1 protein-coding gene (running past one end of the window) is annotated in these 21,452 nt (G+C 72.0%); it reads left to right on the top strand.

Annotated features, from left to right (window positions below; all coding sequences use genetic code 11):
• A protein-coding gene (locus ACTWPV_RS41145) for an SDR family NAD(P)-dependent oxidoreductase (protein ID WP_443155939.1) crosses the window boundary here: on the top strand, window positions 1-21,452 show its 3' portion. Its footprint begins 6,217 nt before the window's first position; the window shows 21,452 of its 27,669 coding nt (coding positions 6,218-27,669); its start codon lies off the left edge, out of view; the stop codon is at window positions 21,450-21,452.

Below are 21,452 nucleotides of genomic sequence, written 5' to 3'. Positions count from 1 at the left end.
GGAACCCCGACGGCACGGTGCTGGTCACCGGCGGCACCGGCGCGCTGGGCCGTACCGTGACCCGGCATCTCGTGGCCACGCACGGCGTACGGAACCTCGTGCTCGTCACCCGCGACCCGCGGTCGTCCGGCGCGGTGGCGCTGGCCGCCGAGCTGGCCGAGCTCGGCGCGCACGCCGAGCTGGTCGCCTGCGACGTCACCGACAGGGACGCGCTGGCCGGGCTCGTCGGCTCCTGCGAGAGCCTGACCGGCGTCGTGCACATCGCCGGCGTCCTCGACGACGGCGTCGTGCCCGCGCTGACCCCTGAACGGCTCGACACCGTGTGGCGTACCAAGGCCGAGACGGCCTGGCTCCTGCACGAGCTGACCCGCGACCGCGACCTGTCCGCGTTCGTGCTGTTCTCGTCGGTCGCCGCCACCGTCGGCAGCGCCGGCCAGGCCAACTACGCCGCCGCCAACGCCTTCCTCGACGCCCTCGCCCGGCACCGCCGCGCGCTGGACCTGCCCGCGACCGCCCTGGCCTGGGGACTGTGGGACAACTCCGCCGGCGGCATGGCCGGCACGCTAGCCACCGCCGACCTCGCCCGGTGGGCCCGGCTCGGCGTCGCCCCGATGCCGCAGGACAAGGCGCTGGAACTCCTCGACTCCGCGCTCGCCGGGAACGCCGTCACGACGGTGCCCGCCCGCCTCAGCCTGGCGGGCGTCGCCGACCCCGCCCCGGTCATGCTGCGCGCGATGTTGCGCAAGCCGATCGAGCGCCGCGCGGCCGGCGGGCCGGACGAGGTGCCGCTGGCGCAGGCCCTGCGCGGGCAGAGCCCCGAGGAGCAGGAACGCACGCTGCTCGACCTCGTACGCGGCCAGGCGGCCCTGGTGCTCGGGCACGTGACGCCGAACGTCATCAGCGCCACGGGCGCGTTCAAGGAGGCGGGCTTCGACTCGCTGACCGCCGTCGAGCTGCGCAACCGGCTCAACACCGCCACAGGCCTGCACCTGCCCAGCTCCCTGCTGTTCGACTACCCGTCGCCGCAGGCGCTGACCGAGCACCTGCGCACCGAGCTGCTCGGCGGCTCCGCCACCGCCGCCACGGCGGTCCGCACGACCGGGCACGACGAGCCGATCGCGATCGTCGGCATGGCCTGCCGCTACCCCGGCGGCGTGCGCTCGCCCGAGGACCTGTGGGAGCTGGTGGCGCAGGCCCGCGACGCGGTGGGCGAGTTCCCGACCGACCGCGGCTGGGACCTGGACCGGCTCTTCGACCCCGACCCCGGCAAGCGCGGCACCACCTACACCCGGCACGGCGGCTTCCTCTACGACGCCGCCGACTTCGACGCGGCGTTCTTCGGGATCTCGCCGCGCGAGGCGCTGGCGATGGATCCGCAGCAGCGGTTGTTGCTGGAGGCCTCGTGGGAGGCCCTCGAAGACGCCGGCATCGACCCCGCCACGCTGCGCGGCAGCCAGACCGGGGTGTTCACCGGCATCGCGCCCATGGAGTACGGCCCCCGCCGGTACGAGGGCGCCGACCACGTGGAGGGTTATCTCCTCACCGGCGGCCTGGCCAGCGTCGCCTCCGGGCGGGTGTCGTACACGCTGGGGTTCGAGGGCCCGGCGGTGACCGTGGACACCGCGTGCTCGTCGTCGCTGGTGGCGCTGCACCTGGCGGCGCAGGCCCTGCGGTCGGGCGAGTGCGACCTGGCGATGGCCGGCGGCGCGATGGTGATGGCCTCGCCGGGCACGTTCGTGGAGTTCTCGCGGCAGCGCGGCCTGTCCCCCGACGGCCGGTGCAGGGCGTTCTCCGCCGACGCCGACGGCACCGGCTGGAGCGAGGGTGTCGGCGTGCTGCTCGTCGAGCGGCTGTCCGACGCGCGCCGCAACGGCCACCAGGTCCTCGCGGTCATCCGGGGCAGCGCGATCAACCAGGACGGCGCCAGCAACGGCCTGGCCGCCCCCAACGGCCCGTCGCAGCAGCGGGTGATCCGGCAGGCGCTGGCCAACGCGGGACTGTCGGCGGCGGACGTCGACGCGGTCGAGGCGCACGGCACCGGCACGAAGCTCGGCGACCCGATCGAGGCTCAGGCGCTCATCGCCACCTACGGCCAGGAGCGGCAGGACCAGCCGCTCTGGCTGGGCTCGCTGAAGTCCAACCTCGGGCACGCCCAGGCCGCCGCCGGTGTCGCGGGGGTCATCAAGATGGTGATGGCCATGCGGCACGGGGTGCTTCCCCAGACGCTTCACGTGGGTGAGCCTTCTCCGCACGTGGACTGGACGGCCGGCGCGGTCGAGCTGCTGACCGAGGCCCGCCCGTGGGACCAGGCAGACCGCCCCCGCCGCGCCGCCGTCTCCTCCTTCGGCGTGAGCGGCACGAACGCTCACGTGATCATCGAGCAGGGCGATCCCGTCGGCGAGACCGTCCACGAGGACCGGCGGCTGCCGGTGGTGCCGTGGCTGGTGTCGGCGAAGGATGTGCGGGCGTTGCGGGCGCAGGCCGGTCGGCTCGCGTCGTGGGTGGAGCCGCGGTCGTCGGTGCCGGTGTCGGATGTGGCGTGGTCGCTGGCGACGGGCCGGGCGGTGCTGGAACAGCGTGCGGTCGTCGTGGGCGGCGATCGGGACGAGTTGGTGGCCGGGTTGCGGGCGCTGGCCGGCGATCCCTCCGCTGCGATCTCGGGTAGCGGTTCTGGCGGGAAGCTGGCGTTGTTGTTCGCGGGTCAGGGTAGCCAGCGGGTCGGGATGGGGGCTTCCCTCATCGAGGCGTTCCCGGTGTTCGCGGAGGCGCTGGAGGAGATCTGCGCTCGGTTCGAGGTGTTGTTGCCGCATTCGCTGCGTGAGGTGATGTTCGCCGACCCGGACGGTGTGCTCAACGAAACCGGGATGACGCAGCCTGCGTTGTTCGCTTTCGAGGTGGCGCTGTACAGGTTGCTGGCTTCGTTGGGTGTGCGGGCGGATGTGTTGGTGGGGCATTCGATCGGGGAGATTGCTGCTGCTCATGTGGCGGGGGTGTTCTCGTTGGAGGATGCCTGCACGTTGGTGGCTGCTCGTGCGCGGTTGATGCAGGCGTTGCCTTCTGGTGGGGCGATGCTGGCGGTGGCTGCCCCGGAGGTCGATGTCCTGCCGTTGCTGGCTGGTCGTGAGGACCGGGTGGGGATCGCGGCGGTGAACGGTCCGGCTGCGGTGGTGGTGTCCGGTGACGAGGCGGCGATCGCGGAGATCGAGGGCCAGGCGCTGGTGCGGACGCGCCGGTTGCGGGTGTCGCATGCGTTCCATTCGCCGTTGATGGAGCCGATGCTGGCCGAGTTCGCGGAGGCGATCAGCGGGATCGGCTTCCACGAGCCGGTGATTCCGGTCGTCTCGAACGTGACGGGTCGTCTGGCCGAGCCCGGCCAGCTGACCGACCCCTCGTACTGGGTCGAGCACGTACGTGGTGCGGTGCGGTTCGCGGATGGGGTGACGGCTTGCGGGGCGGCTCATTTCTTGGAGGTGGGTCCGGATGGGGTGCTGACGGGGCTGGCGCAGCAGAGCGTGGATGCGGTGTTCGTGCCGGCTGTGCGTAAGGACCGGGATGAGGTCCGGGCGCTGGTCGAAGCGCTGGGCCGGCTGCACGTCGAGGGCGTCACCGTGGACTGGACGGCCGCGCTGGCCCCGGGCCGGCTGGTCGATCTGCCGACCTACGCCTTCCAGCATGAGCGGTTCTGGCTGGAGTCGGGCAGGTCGGTCGGTGACGTGACGGCCGCCGGGCTGAGCGCGGTGGAGCATCCGATCCTCAGCGCCGCCGTGCCCGCGCCCGACTCCGACTCCATCACCCTCACCGGGCGGCTCTCGCTGGCCGCGCTGCCCTGGCTCGCCGACCACGTGGTCAACGGCACGGTCATCCTGCCCGGCACCGCCTTCCTCGAGATCGTGTTGCGGGCCGCCGCGGAGACCGAGGACTGCGAGACGCTCTCCGAGCTGGCCATCCAGGCTCCGCTCGTCATCACGCACGAGCACTCCGTACAACTCCAGGTGGTCATCGACGGCCCGGACGACGGCGGGCGGCGCGGCGTCGCCGTGTACTCCCGTACGGAAGGCGACCCCGCATGGCAGCGGCACGCCCAGGGAACCCTCGGCCCGGTCGCCGCCGAGCCCGCTTTCGATCTCGCGCAGTGGCCGCCGCCCGGCGCGCGGCCCATCGACGTCGGCGCCCTCTACGACGACTTCGCGGTGACGGGCCTGGAGTACGGCGACGCGTTCCAGGGACTGGCGGGCGCCTGGCAGCACGACGGCACGGTCTACGCCGAGATCGTGCTGCCCGAGCAGGCACAGGCGGGCGCGGAGCGGTTCGGTTTCCACCCGGCGCTGCTCGACGCCGTGCTGCATTCCATCACGCTGGGTGACCTGCTGCCGCGTACCGAGCCGGGCCAGCCCTACCTGCCCTTCGCCTGGTCCGGCGTCTCCCCGCACGCGGCGGGCGGGACGGCGGCACGTGTCCGTACGACGGTGAAGGGGCCGGGCGAGCTGGCGCTGAGCGTCGCGGACCACACCGGCGCGCCCATCCTCACGGTGGACTCGCTGGTGGTCCGGCCTGTCACGACCGCCCTGCGGGCCGGGAGCACCCCGTACACGCTGGACTGGGTGACCTCGACCGCCGCCGGGCCGGTGCCGGAGCGGGTGCTGATGCTCGACGACCTGTCGTCACTGGGCGATGCGGTCGGATCTGACCAGGCGGTTCCCGACCTGGTCCTGGCGCCGGTCGGGTCCGGCGACGGCCGCGACAGGACGTACGAGGTGCTCGCGCTCCTCCAGGAGTGGCTGGCCGAGGAGCGGTTCGCGCGGTCCCGGCTGGCGCTGGTGACCATCGGCGCGGTGAGCGTGACGGAAGGCGAGGCGCCGGACCTGTCCACCGCGCCCGTCTGGGGGCTGGTGCGCTCAGCCCAGTCCGAGCACGCCGGCCGCTTCGTCATCGTCGACACCGACGAGCACCCCGATTCGGCGGACGCGATGCTGCGTGCCTGCGCGTCCGGCGAGCCGCAGACCGCCCTGCGGCAGGGGCAGATCCACGTGCCCCGCATCGTCCCCGTGACGAGCCCGCCCGCGACCGAGCGTCCGGGTGCGGCGGCGGGTGGAACGGTGCTGCTGACCGGCGGCACAGGAGATCTCGGCGCGCTGGCCGCGCGGCGGCTGGTCACCGAGCACGGCGTACGTCACCTGCTGCTGGCCGGCCGGCGCGGTCCCGCGGCGCCCGGCGCCGGCGACCTGGTGAGCGAGCTGACAGAGCTCGGCGCGCAGGTCACCGTGGCCGCCTGCGACGTGGCGGACCGCGACGAGCTCGCCGCCCTGCTGGCGGGCATCCCCGCCGAACATCCCCTGACGGGCGTCGTGCACCTGGCCGGGATCGTGGCCGACGGCGCCGTGACCTCGCTGACGCCCGACCACGTCGACCGGGTCTTCGGGCCGAAGGCGGACGCGGCCTGGCACCTGCACGAGCTCACCCAGGACCTCGACCTGTCGTTCTTCGTGTTGTACTCGTCGGTCGCCGCCACCGTCGGCAGCGCGGGGCAGGCCAACTACGCGGCCGCCAACGCGTACCTGGACGCCCTGGCCCTGCACCGCCGGGCCCGGGGACTGCCGGCCGTCTCCCTCCAGTGGGGGCTGTGGGAGTCCGACAACGGCATGGCCGGCGCGCTCAGCCAGCTCGACGTGGCGCGGCTCAGCAGGGTCGGGCTCGCGCCACTCCCCGTGGCGGAGGGCATGTCCCTGTTCGACGCGGCGATCGCCCTCGACAAGCCCGTGCAGATCGTGGCCCGCCTGGACACGGCCGCGCTGCGCCGCCAGGACGAGATCCCCGCCGTCTTCCGCGCCCTGGTCAAGGCGCCGGCGGGGAAGACGGCCGCGCCCAGGTCCGCGAGCGCGCGGGCCGACAGGGGCGCGCTGCTGTCCCTCATCCGGACGAACGTCGCGCACGTGCTCGGCCACGCCAACGCCGACACGGTGGACACCGGCACCGCGTTCAAGGACCTCGGCTTCGACTCGCTGAGCTCCGTCGAGCTGCGCAACCGGCTCAACACCGCCACCGGCCTGAGACTGCCCGCCACGCTGCTGTTCAACTTCCCCACCCCCGGCGAGCTGGCCGAGCACCTGTACGCGGAGCTCAGCGGCGCCTCCAGGGCCGAGCAGGCAGCCGTGCGGACCGCGCCCGCCGACGAGCCCATCGCGATCGTCGGCATGGCCTGCCGCTATCCCGGCGGTGTGGCCTCCCCCGAGGACCTCTGGCGGCTGCTCACCCAGGCGGGCGACGCGATCAGCACCTTCCCCGACAACCGTGGCTGGGACCTGGAGGGCCTGTACGATCCCGACCCCGGCCACCACGGCACCAGCTACGCCCGCGAGGGCGGCTTCCTGCACGACGCCGACCGGTTCGACCCCGGGCTCTTCGGCATCTCGCCACGCGAGGCGACCGCGATGGACCCGCAGCAGCGGTTGCTGCTGGAGACGTCGTGGGAGGCGATCGAGCGGGCCGGGATCAGCCCGAAGGCCATGCGGGGCAGCCGCACCGGCGTGTTCGCCGGCGTGATGTACCACGACTACGGCACCCGCCTGCCGCAGGCGCCGGACGGATTCGAAGGGTTCGTGCTCAACGGCAGCGCGGGCAGCATCGCCTCCGGCCGGGTCGCGTACACGTTCGGCCTCGAAGGGCCGGCGGTGACCGTGGACACGGCCTGCTCGTCGTCGCTGGTGGCGCTGCACCTGGCGGCGCAGTCCCTGCGGTCGGGCGAATGCGACCTCGCCCTCGCCGGCGGCGTGACGGTGATGGCCACGCCCAACGTCTTCGTGGAGTTCTCCCGGCAGCGCGGCCTGTCGGCCGACGGCCGGTGCAGGGCGTTCTCCGCTGACGCCGACGGCACCGGCTGGGGTGAGGGCGCGGGCATGCTCCTGGTGGAGCGGCTGTCGGACGCCCAGCGCAACGGGCACCACATCCTCGCCGTCGTACGCGGGACCGCGATCAACCAGGACGGCGCCAGCAACGGCCTGACCGCCCCGAACGGGCCCTCCCAGGAACGCGTGATCCGGCAGGCGCTGGCCAACGCCGGCCTGTCGGTGGCTGACGTGGACGCGGTCGAGGCGCACGGCACCGGTACGAAGCTCGGTGACCCGATCGAGGCGCAGGCCATTCTGGCCACGTACGGGCAGGACCGCGAGCAGCCGCTCTGGCTCGGCTCGCTGAAGTCGAACATCGGTCACACACAGGCCGCCGCCGGTGTGGGCGGTGTGATCAAGATGGTCATGGCCATGCGGCACGGGGTGCTGCCCCAGACGCTGCACGCCGACGAGCCTTCTCCGCACGTGGACTGGACGGCCGGCGCGGTCGAGCTGCTGACCGAGGCCCGCCCGTGGGACCAGGCAGACCGGCCGCGCCGCGCCGGCGTCTCGTCGTTCGGCGTCAGCGGCACCAACGCCCATGTGATCGTCGAGCAGGGCCCGGCCGTTCCCGAGCCCGCCGACGCTCCCGTCCTGCCCGCCGTGCCGTGGTTGGTCTCGGCCAACGACGCCGGCGCGCTGCACGAACAGGCGGGCAGGCTCGCCGCCTGGGCTTCGGCGAACGACGTCGAACCCGCCGTCGCCGGTAAGGCGCTGATCTCCGCGCGGTCCATGCTGGAGCAGCGCGCGGTGGTCGTGGGTGCTGATCGGGACGAGTTGGTGGCCGGGTTGCGGGCGCTGGCCGACGAGGACGCGTCCGGAGTGATTTCCGGAGGTGGTTCCGGTGGGAAGCTGGCGTTGTTGTTCGCGGGTCAGGGTAGCCAGCGGGTCGGGATGGGGTCGGTGCTGGTTGAGCACTTCCCGGTGTTCGCGGAGGCGTTGGACGAGATCTGCGCTCGGTTCGAGGTGTTGTTGCCGCATTCGCTGCGTGAGGTGATGTTCGCCGACCCGGACGGTGTGCTCAACGAAACCGGGATGACGCAGCCTGCGTTGTTCGCTTTCGAGGTGGCGCTGTATCGGTTGCTGGCTTCTCTGGGTGTGCGGGCGGATGTGTTGGTGGGGCATTCGATCGGGGAGATTGCTGCTGCTCATGTGGCGGGGGTGTTCTCGTTGGAGGATGCCTGCACGCTGGTCGCGGCCCGGGCGCGGTTGATGCAGGCGCTGCCTTCTGGTGGCGCGATGTTGGCCGTCGCCGCGCCTGAGGAGCAGGTGCTGGCGTTGCTGGCTGGTCGTGAGGACCGGGTGGGGATCGCGGCGGTGAACGGTCCGGCTGCGGTGGTGGTGTCCGGTGACGAGGCGGCGATCGCGGAGATCGAGGGCCAGGCGCTGGTGCGGACGCGCCGGTTGCGGGTGTCGCACGCTTTTCATTCGCCGTTGATGGAGCCGATGCTGGCCGAGTTCGCGGAGGCGATCAGCGGGATCGGCTTCCACGAGCCGGTGATTCCGGTCGTCTCGAACGTGACGGGTCGCCTGGCCGAGCCCGGCCAGCTGACCGACCCGTCGTACTGGGTCGAGCATGTGCGTGGTGCGGTGCGGTTCGCGGATGGGGTGACGGCTTGCGGGGCGGCTCATTTCTTGGAGGTGGGTCCGGATGGGGTGCTGACGGGGTTGGCGCAGCAGAGCGTGGATGCGGTGTTCGTGCCGGCTGTGCGTAAGGACCGGGATGAGGTCCGGGCGCTGGTCGAAGCGCTGGGCCGGCTGCACGTCGAAGGCGTCACCGTGGACTGGGACGCCTACTTCGCCGGCGTCCCCACCCGATTCGTCGACCTGCCCACCTACGCCTTCCAGCGCCGCCGGTACTGGCTCGACGCCGGTTACGCCACCGGCGACGTCGCCTCGGGCGGCGGGCTGGCGGCCGTGAACCACCCGCTGCTGACCGCCACCGTGCCCGCCCCCGGAACGGGCACCCTCACGCTCATCGGCCGCCTGTCGCTGGCGGAACAGCCGTGGCTGGCCGATCACGTGGTGGCCGGTCAGGTGATCGTGCCGGGGACGGCGCAGGTGGAGCTCGCCGTACGGGCCGGCGACGAGACCGGCTGCTCGATGCTCGACGAACTCACCCTCCAGGCGCCGATGGTCCTGCCGGAGCGGGGGAGCCTGCATCTCCAGGTGGTGGTGACGGAGCCCGGCGAATCCGGCAGCCGCCAGGTGACCATCTACTCCAGGGCGGAGGAGAGCGCCGACTGGCGGCAGAACGCCCAGGGCGTGCTCACCCAGGCCGTCCCCGCGCCGGGCCTCGACCTCGCGCAGTGGCCGCCGCCCGGCGCTCAGCCCGTCGACACCGGCGGCGTCTATGACGACCTGGCCGCGACCGGCATGGAGTACGGCGACACCTTCCGGTGCCTCCAGAACGTCTGGCAGCGGGACGGCGCCGTCTACGCCGAACTCGCCCTGCCGGAGACGGCCCAGGCCGAGGCCCGGCGCTTCGGGCTGCACCCGGCGCTCCTGGACGCGTCCCTCCACGCCATTCCCATGGCCGGTCTGCTGCCGCGGGCCGAGCCAGGACGGCCGTACGTCCCGTTCTCCTGGAACCAGGTGACGCTGCACGCGGATGGCGCGACGGTCCTGCGGGTCAGGATCGCGCCCACGGGCAACGACGGTGTGGTCGCCCTGACCATGGCCGACACCGCCGGGGCGCCCGTCATGGAGGTCGGCTCGGTGACGCTCCGCCCGAGCTCCGCCGTACAGGAGACGGCCCGTCACGACAGCCTGTTCACGGTCGGCTGGGTACGGCCCGCCGGCCGCGCCGCTCGGTCCGAGCCGCCGTACGAGATCTTCGACGTGCCGGTGTCCGAGACGCCGGCCCCGGACACGACCAGGCGGGCCACGCACGACGTGCTGGCCGCGCTGCAGGAGTTCGGCGCCGCCGACGAGCCGGGGCGGCGGCTGGTCGTCGTCACGCGCGGGGCCTTCGCGGTGGGACAGGACGATGTCCCGAACCCGGCGCAGGCGGCGGCGTGGGGCCTGGTGCGGGCCGCGCAGTCCGAGCAGCCGGACCGGTTCGTGCTGCTGGACCTGGACGCGGACACCGACGCCGCGGAAGTGGTGACCCAGGCGCTGGCGACCGGCGAGTCGCAGGTCGCGGTGCGGGACGGTCAGCTGCTGGTGCCGCGTGTGACCCGGGTCGCCGATCCGGCCGATCGCGACCCGGTGTTCGGACCCGACGGCACGGTGCTGGTCACCGGTGGCACGGGTGGGCTGGGCGCGCTGGTGGCCCGCCACCTGGTGGCCAAGCACGACGTACGGCATTTGCTGCTGGTCAGCCGGCGCGGCCCGGACGCGCCAGGCGCGGCCGAGCTGGCGACCGAGCTGTCGGAGCTGGGCGCCCGGGTGGACGTGGCCGCCTGCGACGTGGCCGACCGTGACGCGCTCGCCCAGGTGCTGGAGGGCGTGGACGAGCTGGCGGGCGTGGTGCACACGGCTGGCGTCCTGGACGACGGCGTCATCGCCGCCCAGACCGCCGACCGCCTGGACGCCGTGCTCAAGCCCAAAACCGACGCCGCCTGGCACCTGCACGAACTCACGCAGCACCTCGATCTGAAGGCGTTCGTGCTGTTCTCCTCCATCTCCGGGGTGCTCGGCAGCGCCGGCCAGGGCAACTACGCCGCCGCCAACACCTCGCTGGACGCGCTCGCCCAGCTGCGGCAGGCCCAGGGGCTTCCGGCCACCTCGCTGGCCTGGGGTCTGTGGGCGACCGGCGGCATGGCGGGCGAGCTCGACGCGTCCGACCTGCGCCGCCTCGAACGCGGCGGCATCATGCCCATGCCCGTCGCCGACGGGCTCGCCCTGTTCGACGTCGCAGTACGCGCACAACACCCCGTCCTGGTCCCGGCCGTGCTGAGCATCCCGGCTCTCCAGGCCCAAGCACAGGCGGGTACGCTGCCCGCGCTCCTGCACGGGTTGGTCCGCGTGCCCGCGCGCAGGACGAGCACGGTGGGCACGAACCCGACCGACCTCCTCCAGCTGGTCCGCACCCATGCGGCAACCGTGCTCGGCTTCGACGGCGCGGAGGCGGTCGAGCCGGCCAAACGGTTCCAGGAACTCGGCTTCGACTCCCTCACGGCCGTCGAGTTCCGCAACCAGCTGAACGCGGCCACCGGGCTGCGCCTGCCGGCCACCCTCGTCTTCGACTGCCCGACGGCCGAGGCCGTGGCACAATTCCTGGCCGGCGAGCTGGCCGGTGGGCAGGCCGCCCAGGCCGCCGTGACCGCCACGAAGGTGGTCGACGAGCCGATCGCGATCGTGGGGATGGCGTGCCGCTATCCGGGTGGTGTGCTGTCGCCGGAGGATCTGTGGGAGCTGGTGGCGCAGGCCCGCGACGGGGTGGGGGAGTTCCCCTCCGACCGTGGCTGGGACCTGGACAAGCTCTACGACCCCGACCCCGACAGCCGCGGCACCTCGTACGCGCGGCACGGCGGGTTCCTCTACGACGCCGCCCAGTTCGATCCGGGGTTTTTCGGGATCTCGCCGCGTGAGGCCCTCGCCATGGATCCGCAGCAGCGGCTGCTGCTGGAGACGTCGTGGGAGGCCATCGAGCGGGCCGGGATCAGCCCGACCCGGTTGCGCGGCAGCCGGACCGGCGTGTTCGCCGGAGTCATGTACCACGACTACGCGCCCCAGCTGTCGGCCGTGCCGGGCGAGCTCGAAGGGCTCATCGGCACGGGCAGCTCGGGCAGCATCGCCTCCGGCCGGGTGTCCTACAGCCTGGGCCTGGAAGGCCCCGCCGTCACGGTCGACACGGCCTGCTCCTCCTCGCTGGTGGCCCTGCACCTGGCAGTCCAGGCGTTGCGGTCGGGCGAGTGCGATCTGGCGCTGGCCGGCGGCGTGACCGTGATGGCCACGCCCGGCACCTTCGTGGAGTTCTCGCGGCAGCGCGGCCTGTCCCCCGACGGCCGGTGCAAGGCGTTCTCCGCCGACGCCGACGGCACCGGCTGGGGCGAGGGCGTCGGCATGCTCCTGGTGGAGCGGCTGTCCGACGCGGAACGTAACGGGCATCAGGTGCTCGCCGTGGTGCGGGGCAGCGCGATCAACCAGGACGGCGCCAGCAACGGCCTGACCGCCCCGAACGGGCCCTCGCAGCAGCGGGTGATCCGGCAGGCGCTGGCCAACGCGGGACTGTCGGCGGCGGACGTCGACGCGGTCGAGGCGCACGGCACCGGTACGAAGCTCGGTGACCCGATCGAGGCTCAGGCGCTCATCGCCACGTATGGGCAGGATCGGCAGGAGCCGCTCTGGCTCGGGTCGGTGAAGTCGAACATCGGTCACACGCAGGCCGCCGCCGGTGTGGGCGGTGTGATCAAGATGGTGATGGCGCTGCGCAACGGCATGCTGCCCCAGACCTTGCACGCCGACGAGCCTTCTCCGCATGTGGACTGGTCGGCGGGCGCGGTGAAGCTGTTGACGGAGCCGCAGCCGTGGCAGGAGAACGGGCATGCTCGCCGGGCCGCGGTGTCGTCGTTCGGGATCAGTGGCACGAACGCTCATGTGATCATCGAGCAGGGCCCGGTCGCGGAGCCGGAGCCTGAGCCGGTGGGACAGCTGCCGGTGGTGCCGTGGCTGGTGTCGGCGAAGGATGTGCGGGCGTTGCGGGCGCAGGCCGGTCGGCTCGCGTCGTGGGTGGAGTCGCGGTCGTCGGTGCCGGTGTCGGATGTGGCGTGGTCGCTGGCGACGGGCCGGGCGGTGCTGGAGCAGCGTGCGGTCGTCGTGGGTGCTGATCGGGACGAGTTGGTGGCAGGCCTGCGGGCGCTGGCCGACGAGGACGCGTCCGGAGTGATTTCCGGAGGTGGTTCCGGTGGGAAGCTGGCGTTGTTGTTCGCGGGTCAGGGTAGCCAGCGGGTCGGGATGGGGTCGGTGCTGGTTGAGCACTTCCCGGTGTTCGCGGAGGCGTTGGACGAGATCTGCGCTCGGTTCGAGGTGTTGTTGCCGCATTCGCTGCGTGAGGTGATGTTCGCCGACCCGGACGGTGTGCTCAACGAAACCGGGATGACGCAGCCTGCGTTGTTCGCCTTTGAGGTGGCGCTGTATCGGTTGCTGGCTTCTCTGGGTGTGCGGGCGGATGTGTTGGTGGGGCATTCGATCGGGGAGATTGCTGCTGCTCATGTGGCGGGGGTGTTCTCGTTGGAGGATGCCTGCACGTTGGTGGCTGCTCGTGCGCGGTTGATGCAGGCGTTGCCTTCTGGTGGGGCGATGCTGGCGGTGGCTGCCCCGGAGGTCGATGTCCTGCCGTTGCTGGCTGGTCGTGAGGACCGGGTGGGGATCGCGGCGGTGAACGGTCCGGCTGCGGTGGTGGTGTCCGGTGACGAATCCGCGATCGCGGAGATCGAGGGCCAGGCGCTGGTGCGGACGCGCCGGTTGCGGGTGTCGCATGCGTTCCATTCGCCGTTGATGGAGCCGATGCTGGCCGAGTTCGCGGAGGCGATCAGCGGGATCGGCTTCCACGAGCCGGTGATTCCGGTCGTCTCGAACGTGACGGGTCGTCTGGCCGAGCCCGGCCAGCTGACCGACCCCTCGTACTGGGTCGAGCACGTACGTGGTGCGGTGCGGTTCGCGGATGGGGTGACGGCTTGCGGGGCGACCCATTTCCTGGAGGTGGGTCCGGATGGGGTGCTGACGGGGCTGGCGCAGCAGAGCGTGGATGCGGTGTTCGTGCCGGCTGTGCGTAAGGACCGGGATGAGGTCCGGGCGCTGGTCGAAGCGCTGGGACGGCTGCATGTTCACGGCATCGGCGTGGACTGGGAAGCGGTCCTCGCTTCGGGTCGGTTCGTGGACCTGCCGACGTATGCGTTCCAGCATGAGCGGTTCTGGGTGCCGGTCAGCCCTGACTCCGGTGATGTGGGCGCGGCCGGGCTGGGCGCCATCGACCATCCCATGCTTCGTGCCGCCATTTCCGCACCGGACTCCGACACCCACACCTTCACGGGCCGGTTGTCGCTCGCCGCGCAGCCGTGGCTGGCCGATCACCAGGTCAACGGCCGGGTGGTGGTGCCGGGCGCGGCGCTGGTGGAGCTGGCGCTCCGCGTCGGCCAGGAACTGGACTCCCCGCACCTGCTCGAACTGACCCTCCAGGCGCCCCTTCTGGTGCCGGCCGACGGCGGAGTACACGTCCAGTTGGTGGCCGGGCCATGCGATGAGTCGGGTGGCCGCCAGGTGAGCATCCACTCCCGCAACGCCGGCGCGGGCGAGTGGGTCCAGCACGGGCAGGGCATCCTGGCCGGACAGACGGAGCAGCCGCTGCTCGGGCTGGCGCAGTGGCCGCCGGCCGGTGCCCGGCCGGTTGATGTCGAGCACCTGTATGACGACATGGCGGCGATCGGTCTGGAGTATGGGCCGTTGTTCCAGGGTTTGGTGGCTGCCTGGCAGGACGGGGACGCGGTGTTCGCCGAGATCGCCCTGCCCGAGCAGGGGCACGCCGATGCGGGACGGTTCGGGTTGCATCCGGCGTTGCTGGACGCGTCGCTGCACGCCGCGGCCCTGGGCGGTCTGGTGCCGAGAGCGGAAGGGCGGCCGTATCTGCCGTTCGCCTGGAGCGGCGTGTCGTTGCACGCGGCGGGCGCGACCGGCCTGCGGGTCAAGGTCACCCGCGGCTCCTCCGAGACCAGCATCACGTTGAGCATCGCGGACGAGACCGGCGCCCCGGTGGCCGAGATCGACGCCCTCACCCTGAGGCCCGTGTCGACGGCCGAGCTCAGCGCGGCTGAAAGCCAGGGCCTGCTGCACCAGCTCGAGTGGGCGGCGGCCCCGGCCGCCGCCGAGCAGGACGCGGCCCGGTGGGTCGTGCTGGGGACCGACGACCTGGGCACCGGGGCAGAGATCCACCCGGATCTGGCCTCCATCGACGCGGCGGACGTCCCGGACGCGGTCGTGGCCCGCTGCGCGGGCGCGGACCTGCACGCCACGACCCGCGCGGCGCTGGCCCTGGTACAGGAGTGGCTCGCCGACGAGCGCCTGGCATCGTCGCAGCTGGTGATCGTCACCCGTGGCGGGGTGGCCGTGCAGGCGGACGAGGACGTGGACCTCGGCCTGGCACCCGTGTGGGGCCTAGTACGGGCCACGCAGTCCGAGCAGCCCGGCCGGTTCGTGCTGCTGGACGCCGACACCGAGCTGCTGGACGCCGAGACGGTCGGCCATGCGCTCGCGACCGGCGAGCCGCAGGTCGCGGTGCGGGATGGCCGGCTGCTGGTGCCGCGTGTGGGCCGGGTCGCGGAGCTGGCCGATCGTGCGCCGGTGTTCGGCCCCGACGGCACGGTGCTGGTCACCGGTGGCACGGCCGGGCTCGGCGCGCTGGTGGCGCGTCACCTGGTGGCCGAGCACGACGTACGGCACCTGCTGCTGGTCAGCCGGCGCGGGCTGGACGCGCCTGGCGCGGCCGACCTGGCCGCGGAGCTGTCCGAACTGGGTGCCGAGGTGGACGTGGCGGCCTGCGACGTGGCCGACCGTGACGCGCTCGCCCAGCTGCTGGAGAACGTGGACGGGCTGGCTGGGGTGGTGCACACGGCCGGCGTCCTGGACGACGGCGTCATCGCCTCTCTCACTCCCGAGCGCATGGACGGGGTGTTGAGGCCCAAGGCCGACGCCGCCCACCACCTGCACGAGCTCACCCGGCACCTCGACCTGAAAGCGTTCGTGCTCTTCTCCTCGCTGGCCGGGGTGCTCGGCAGCGCGGGCCAGGCCAACTACGCCGCCGCCAACACCTATTTGGACGCCCTGGCCCACCACCGTCAGGTGCACGGCCTGCCGGCGACCTCGCTGGCCTGGGGGTTGTGGGCGACCGGCGGCATGGCAGGTGAGCTCGACGAGTCCGACCTGCGCCGCATGGAGCGCGCGGGGGTGAAGCCGCTGTCCATCGACGACGGGCTGGCCCTCTTCGACACCGCCGTGTCCTCGGGCAGGGCCGCGCTGATCCCCGCACGGTTCGTCCAGACCCAGGCCGGCAGCCGCGCTGCGGTGCGCCGCGCGGGTTCGTCCGGCGGGCTCGCACAGCGACTGGCCGCGCTGAGCCCGGCAGAACGCCTGGCGGCGCTCTCGGACGTCGTACGCGGCACCGCGGCCACGGTCCTCGGCTTCGCGGACGGGTCGGCGATCGACCGGCAACGCCAGTTCCAGGAACTCGGCTTCGACTCCCTGACGGCCGTCGAGTTCCGCAACCAGCTCACGGCGGCCACCGGGCTGCCGCTTCCGGCCACGCTCATCTTCGACTACCCGACCGCTGAGACGGTGGCGGAGTTCCTGGCGGACGAACTGTTCGGCGGGCAGTCGGCGCAGGCCGTCGTGGCGGCCACCGCGGTCGACGAGCCGATCGCGATCGTGGGGATGGCCTGTCGCTACCCCGGCGGCGTGCTGTCGCCGGAGGATCTGTGGGCGCTGGTCGCACAGGCTCAGGACGCCATCGGAGACTTCCCCGCCGACCGCGGCTGGGACGTCGAAGGAGTGTACGGGCCGGAGCCCGGCACGCCGGGGAAGACCTACACCCGCCAGGGTGGCTTCCTGTATGACGCGGCTGAGTTCGATCCGGGGTTTTTCGGGATCTCGCCGCGTGAGGCGCTCGCCATGGATCCGCAGCAGCGGTTGTTGCTGGAGGCGTCGTGGGAGGCGGTTGAGCGGGCGGGGATTGATCCGGTGGGGTTGCGGGGGAGTCGGACGGGTGTGTTCGCGGGGGTGATGTATCACGACTATGGGTTGGGGACGCCGGCGAATACCAGTGGTGGGAGTTTGGTGTCGGGCCGGGTGTCGTACACGTTGGGGTTGGAGGGCCCGGCGGTGACGGTGGATACGGCGTGTTCGTCGTCGTTGGTGGCGTTGCATTGGGCGGCGCAGGCGTTGCGGTCGGGTGAGTGTGATCTGGCGTTGGCCGGTGGTGTGACGGTGATGTCGACGCCGGGGATGTTCATCGAGTTTTCGCGGCAGCGGGGGTTGGCTGCGGATGGGCGGTGTAAGGCGTTTTCGGCTGGTGCTGATGGCACGGGGTGGGGTGAGGGCGTTGGTGTGTTGCTGGTGGAGCGGTTGTCGGATGCTCGCCGTAACGGTCATCGGGTGCTGGCGGTGGTGCGGGGGAGTGCGGTCAATCAGGATGGTGCGAGTAACGGGATCACGGCTCCGAATGGTCCGTCGCAGCAGCGGGTGATCCGGCAGGCTTTGGCGAACGCGGGTCTGTCGGTCGCCGACGTGGACGCGGTGGAGGCGCACGGCACCGGTACGAAGCTCGGTGACCCGATCGAGGCGCAGGCCATTCTCGCCACGTACGGGCAGGACCGGGAGCAGCCGCTCTGGCTGGGCTCGCTGAAGTCGAACATCGGTCACACGCAGGCCGCCGCCGGTGTGGGCGGTGTGATCAAGATGGTCATGGCGCTGCGTAACGGCATGCTTCCCCAAACCCTGCACGCCGACGAGCCTTCTCCGCATGTGGACTGGTCGGCGGGTGCGGTGAAGCTGCTGACCGAGGCGCAGCCGTGGCAGGAGAACGGGCATGCTCGCCGGGCCGCTGTGTCGTCGTTCGGGATCAGTGGCACGAACGCTCACGTGATCATCGAGCAGGGCCCGGTCACGGAGCCGGAATCGGAACGTCCTGGCGAGCGGCCGGTCGTGCCGCTGCTGGTGTCGGCGAAGAGCCCGGAGGCGCTTGAGGCGCAGGCCGACCGGCTCGCGTCGTGGATCACGGCGCGGCCGGAGCTGGACCCGGCGGATGTGGCGTGGTCGCTGGCGACGGGCCGGGCGGTGCTGGAACAGCGTGCGGTCGTTGTGGGCGGCGATCGGGACGAGTTGGTGGCCGGGTTGCGGGCGCTGGCCGGCGATCCCTCCGCTGCGATCTCGGGTGGTGGTTCCGGTGGGAAGCTGGCGTTGTTGTTCGCTGGCCAGGGCAGTCAGCGGGTCGGGATGGGGTCGGTGCTGGTTGAGCACTTCCCGGTGTTCGCGGAGGCGCTGGAGGAGATCTGCGCTCGGTTCGAGGTGTTGTTGCCGCATTCGTTGCGTGAGGTGATGTTCGCCGATCCGGACGGTGTGTTGAATGAGACGGGGATGACGCAGCCTGCTCTGTTCGCCTTCGAGGTGGCGTTGTATCGGTTGCTGGCTTCGTTGGGTGTGCGGGCGGATGTGCTGGTGGGGCATTCGATCGGGGAGATCGCCGCTGCTCATGTGGCGGGGGTGTTCTCGCTGGAGGATGCGTGCACGCTGGTGGCTGCTCGTGCTCGGTTGATGCAGGCGCTTCCTTCCGGTGGGGCGATGGTGGCCGTCGCCGCCCCGGAGACGGACGTCCTGCCGCTTTTGGCTGGTTGTGAGGACCGGGTGGGGATTGCGGCGGTGAACGGTCCGGCTGCGGTGGTGGTCTCTGGTGATGAGGCGGCGATCGCGGAGATCGAGAGCCAGGTGGAGGCGCGGACGCGCAGGTTGCGGGTGTCGCATGCGTTCCATTCGCCGTTGATGGAGCCGATGCTGGCCGACTTCGCGGAGGTGATCAGCGGGATCACCTTCCACGAGCCCACGATTGCGGTCGTTTCGAACGTGACGGGTCGTCTGGCCGAGCCTGGTCAGCTGACGGATCCCTCGTACTGGGTGGAGCATGTGCGTGGCGCGGTGCGGTTCGCGGATGGGGTGACGGCTTGCGGGGCGACCTGCTTCTTGGAGGTGGGTCCGGATGGGGTGCTGACGGGGCTGGCGCAGCAGAGCGTGGATGCGGTGTTCGTGCCGGCTGTCCGTAAGGACCGGGATGAGGTTCGGGCGCTGGTGGAAGGGCTGGGCCGGCTGCACGTTGAGGGTGTCGCCGTGGACTGGACGGCGGCGCTGGCCCCGGGCCGGTTCGTGGATCTGCCGACGTATGCGTTCCAGCATGAGCGGTTCTGGGTGCCGGCGGCTCTGGAGTCGCAGGATGTGGGCGCGGCCGGATTGGGCGCCATCGACCATCCCATGCTTCGTGCCGCCATTTCCGCACCGGACTCCGACACCCATACCTTCACGGGCCGGTTGTCGCTCGATGGGCAGTCGTGGCTGGTTGATCATCAGGTGGATGGCCGGGTGGTGGTGCCGGGGGCGGCGCTGGTGGAGCTGGCGTTGCGTGCGGGTCTGGAGCTGGGGTGTGCGCGGCTGGTCGAGTTGACGATGCAGGCGCCGTTGGTGGTGGCGGCCGGAGCCGGGGTGGATGTCCAGCTGGTGGCCGGTCCGTGTGATGACGCTGGTGGCCGCCCGGTGGGGTTGTACTCGCGTGAGGGTCAGGCGGAGTGGACGCTGCACGCGCAGGGGTTGCTGGCTGAGGAGGGTGAGCAGCCGGTCGGGGTTGCGGGGCAGTGGCCGCCGGCGGGTGCCCGGCCGGTTGATGTCGAGCACCTGTATGACGACATGGCGGCGATCGGTCTGGAGTATGGGCCGTTGTTCCAGGGTTTGGTGGCTGCCTGGCAGGACGGGGACGCGGTGTTCGCCGAGATCGCCCTGCCCGAGCAGGGGCACGCCGATGCGGGACGGTTCGGGTTGCATCCGGCGTTGCTGGACGCGTCGCTGCACGCCGCGGCGTTGGGTGATCTGGTGCCGAGAGCGGAAGGGCGGCCGTATCTGCCGTTCGCCTGGAACGGCGTGTCGTTGCACGCGGCGGGCGCGACCGGCCTGCGGGTCAAGGTCACCCGCGGCTCCTCCGAGACCAGCATCAGGTTGAGCATCGCGGACGAGACCGGCGCCCCGGTGGCCGAGATCGACGCGCTGACCCTGCGCGCCCTGTCCACCGAACTCACGGCGGGCAATCTGACGTCCCTGCACCAGCTCGAGTGGACCGCGGTCCCGGCCGCCACCGAGCAGGACACGGCCCGGTGGGTCGTGCTGGGGACCGACGACCTGGGCACGGGGGCGGGGGTCCACCCGGATCTGGCCTCCATCGACGCGGCGGACGTCCCGGACGCGGTCGTGGCCCGCTGCGCGGGTGCGGACCTGCACGCCACGACCCGCGCGGCGCTGGCCCTGGTGCAGGAGTGGCTGGCTGACGAGCGCCTGGCGTCGTCGCAGCTGGTGATCGTCACCCGCCAGGCCGTCGCGGCGGCCGGGGACGACGTTCCCGACCCGGCGCAGGCGGCGGTGTGGGGCCTGGTTCGGGCCGTGCAGTCGGAGCAGCCCGGCCGGGTCGTGCTCCTGGACGCCGACGCCGAGCGGCCGGACGCCGACAGCGAGCGGCTGGACGCCGAGACGGTGGGCCGGGCGCTGGCGACCGGCGAATCCGAGATCGCCGTCCGGGACGGCAGGCTCCTGACACCGAAGTTGAGTCGCGCGACGGACCTGGAGCAGCACGAGCCGGTGTTCGGCGCGGACGGCACGGTGCTGATCACGGGCGGCACGGGCGGGCTGGGCGCGCTGGTGGCCCGTCACCTGGTGACCGAGCACGACGTACGGCATTTGCTGCTGGTCAGCCGGCGCGGCCCGGACGCGCCAGGCGCGGCCGAGCTGGCGACCGAGCTGTCCGAACTGGGCGCCGAGGTGAACGTGGCCGCCTGCGACGTGGCCGACCGGGAGGCGCTCGCCCGGGTGCTGGAGAGTGTGGACGAGCTGGTGGGCGTGGTGCACACGGCTGGTGTCCTGGACGACGGCGTCATCGCCGCCCAGACCGCCGACCGCCTGGACGCCGTGCTCAAGCCCAAGGCCGATGCCGCCTGGCACCTGCACGAGCTCACGCAGCACCTCGATCTGAGAGCGTTCGTGTTGTTCTCCTCGCTGGCCGGGGTGCTGGGCAGCGCGGGCCAGGCCAACTACGCCGCGGCCAACGCCTACCTGGACGCCCTGGCCCACCACCGCCAGGTGCATGGCCTGCCGGCGACCTCGCTGGCCTGGGGCCTCTGGACGACCAGCGGCATGGCGGGCGAGCTCAACGCGGCGGACCTGCGCCGCATGGAGCGCGGGGGCGTGAGACCGCTGTCCACCGAGGAGGGGTTGGCGCTCTTCGACCTCGGCGTCCGCTCCGGCCGCCCCGTGCTGGTCCCGGCGAAGTTCACCAAGGCCAGGAACCGCACCAGACCCCGCCGTACCCGGCCTGGCCAAGGGCTGGCGGAACGGCTCGCCACGATGGAACCGGACAGGATCGAGGCCACCCTGTCGGAGGTCGTCAGGGGCCAGGTGGCCGCGGTGCTCGGGTTCGCCGACGAGTCGGCGATCGAGCCGCAGCGCCAGTTCCAGGAGCTCGGCTTCGACTCGCTGACCGCGGTGGAACTGCGCAACCAGCTCAACACGGCCACCGGCCTGCAACTCCCGGCCACGCTCATCTTCGACTATCCGACTCCCCACGACCTGACGCGGTTCGTCCTGGAACAGCTCTTCCCAGCCGTCGCGGCGGGCACGGCCGAACCCGCCGACGCCCGCAGCGACGCCGAGGTGCGGCAGCTCCTGATGACCATCCCGATCGAACGACTGCGTGCGGCCGGACTGCTGGACAGCCTCTTCCGCCTGGCCGGCCCGGAGGACGAGGAGACGAACGGCAGGACCGAGGAGATCGACAGCATGGACGCCGACCTCCTGATTCAGCTCGCCCTTGAAGGCGGGAGTTCCTAG

Origin of the sequence: Nonomuraea sp. KM88 (assembly GCF_052245635.1) — a bacterium.
In the GTDB taxonomy this organism is placed as follows: domain Bacteria; phylum Actinomycetota; class Actinomycetes; order Streptosporangiales; family Streptosporangiaceae; genus Nonomuraea.
This window is presented reverse-complemented; position numbering and strand designations above follow the sequence as displayed.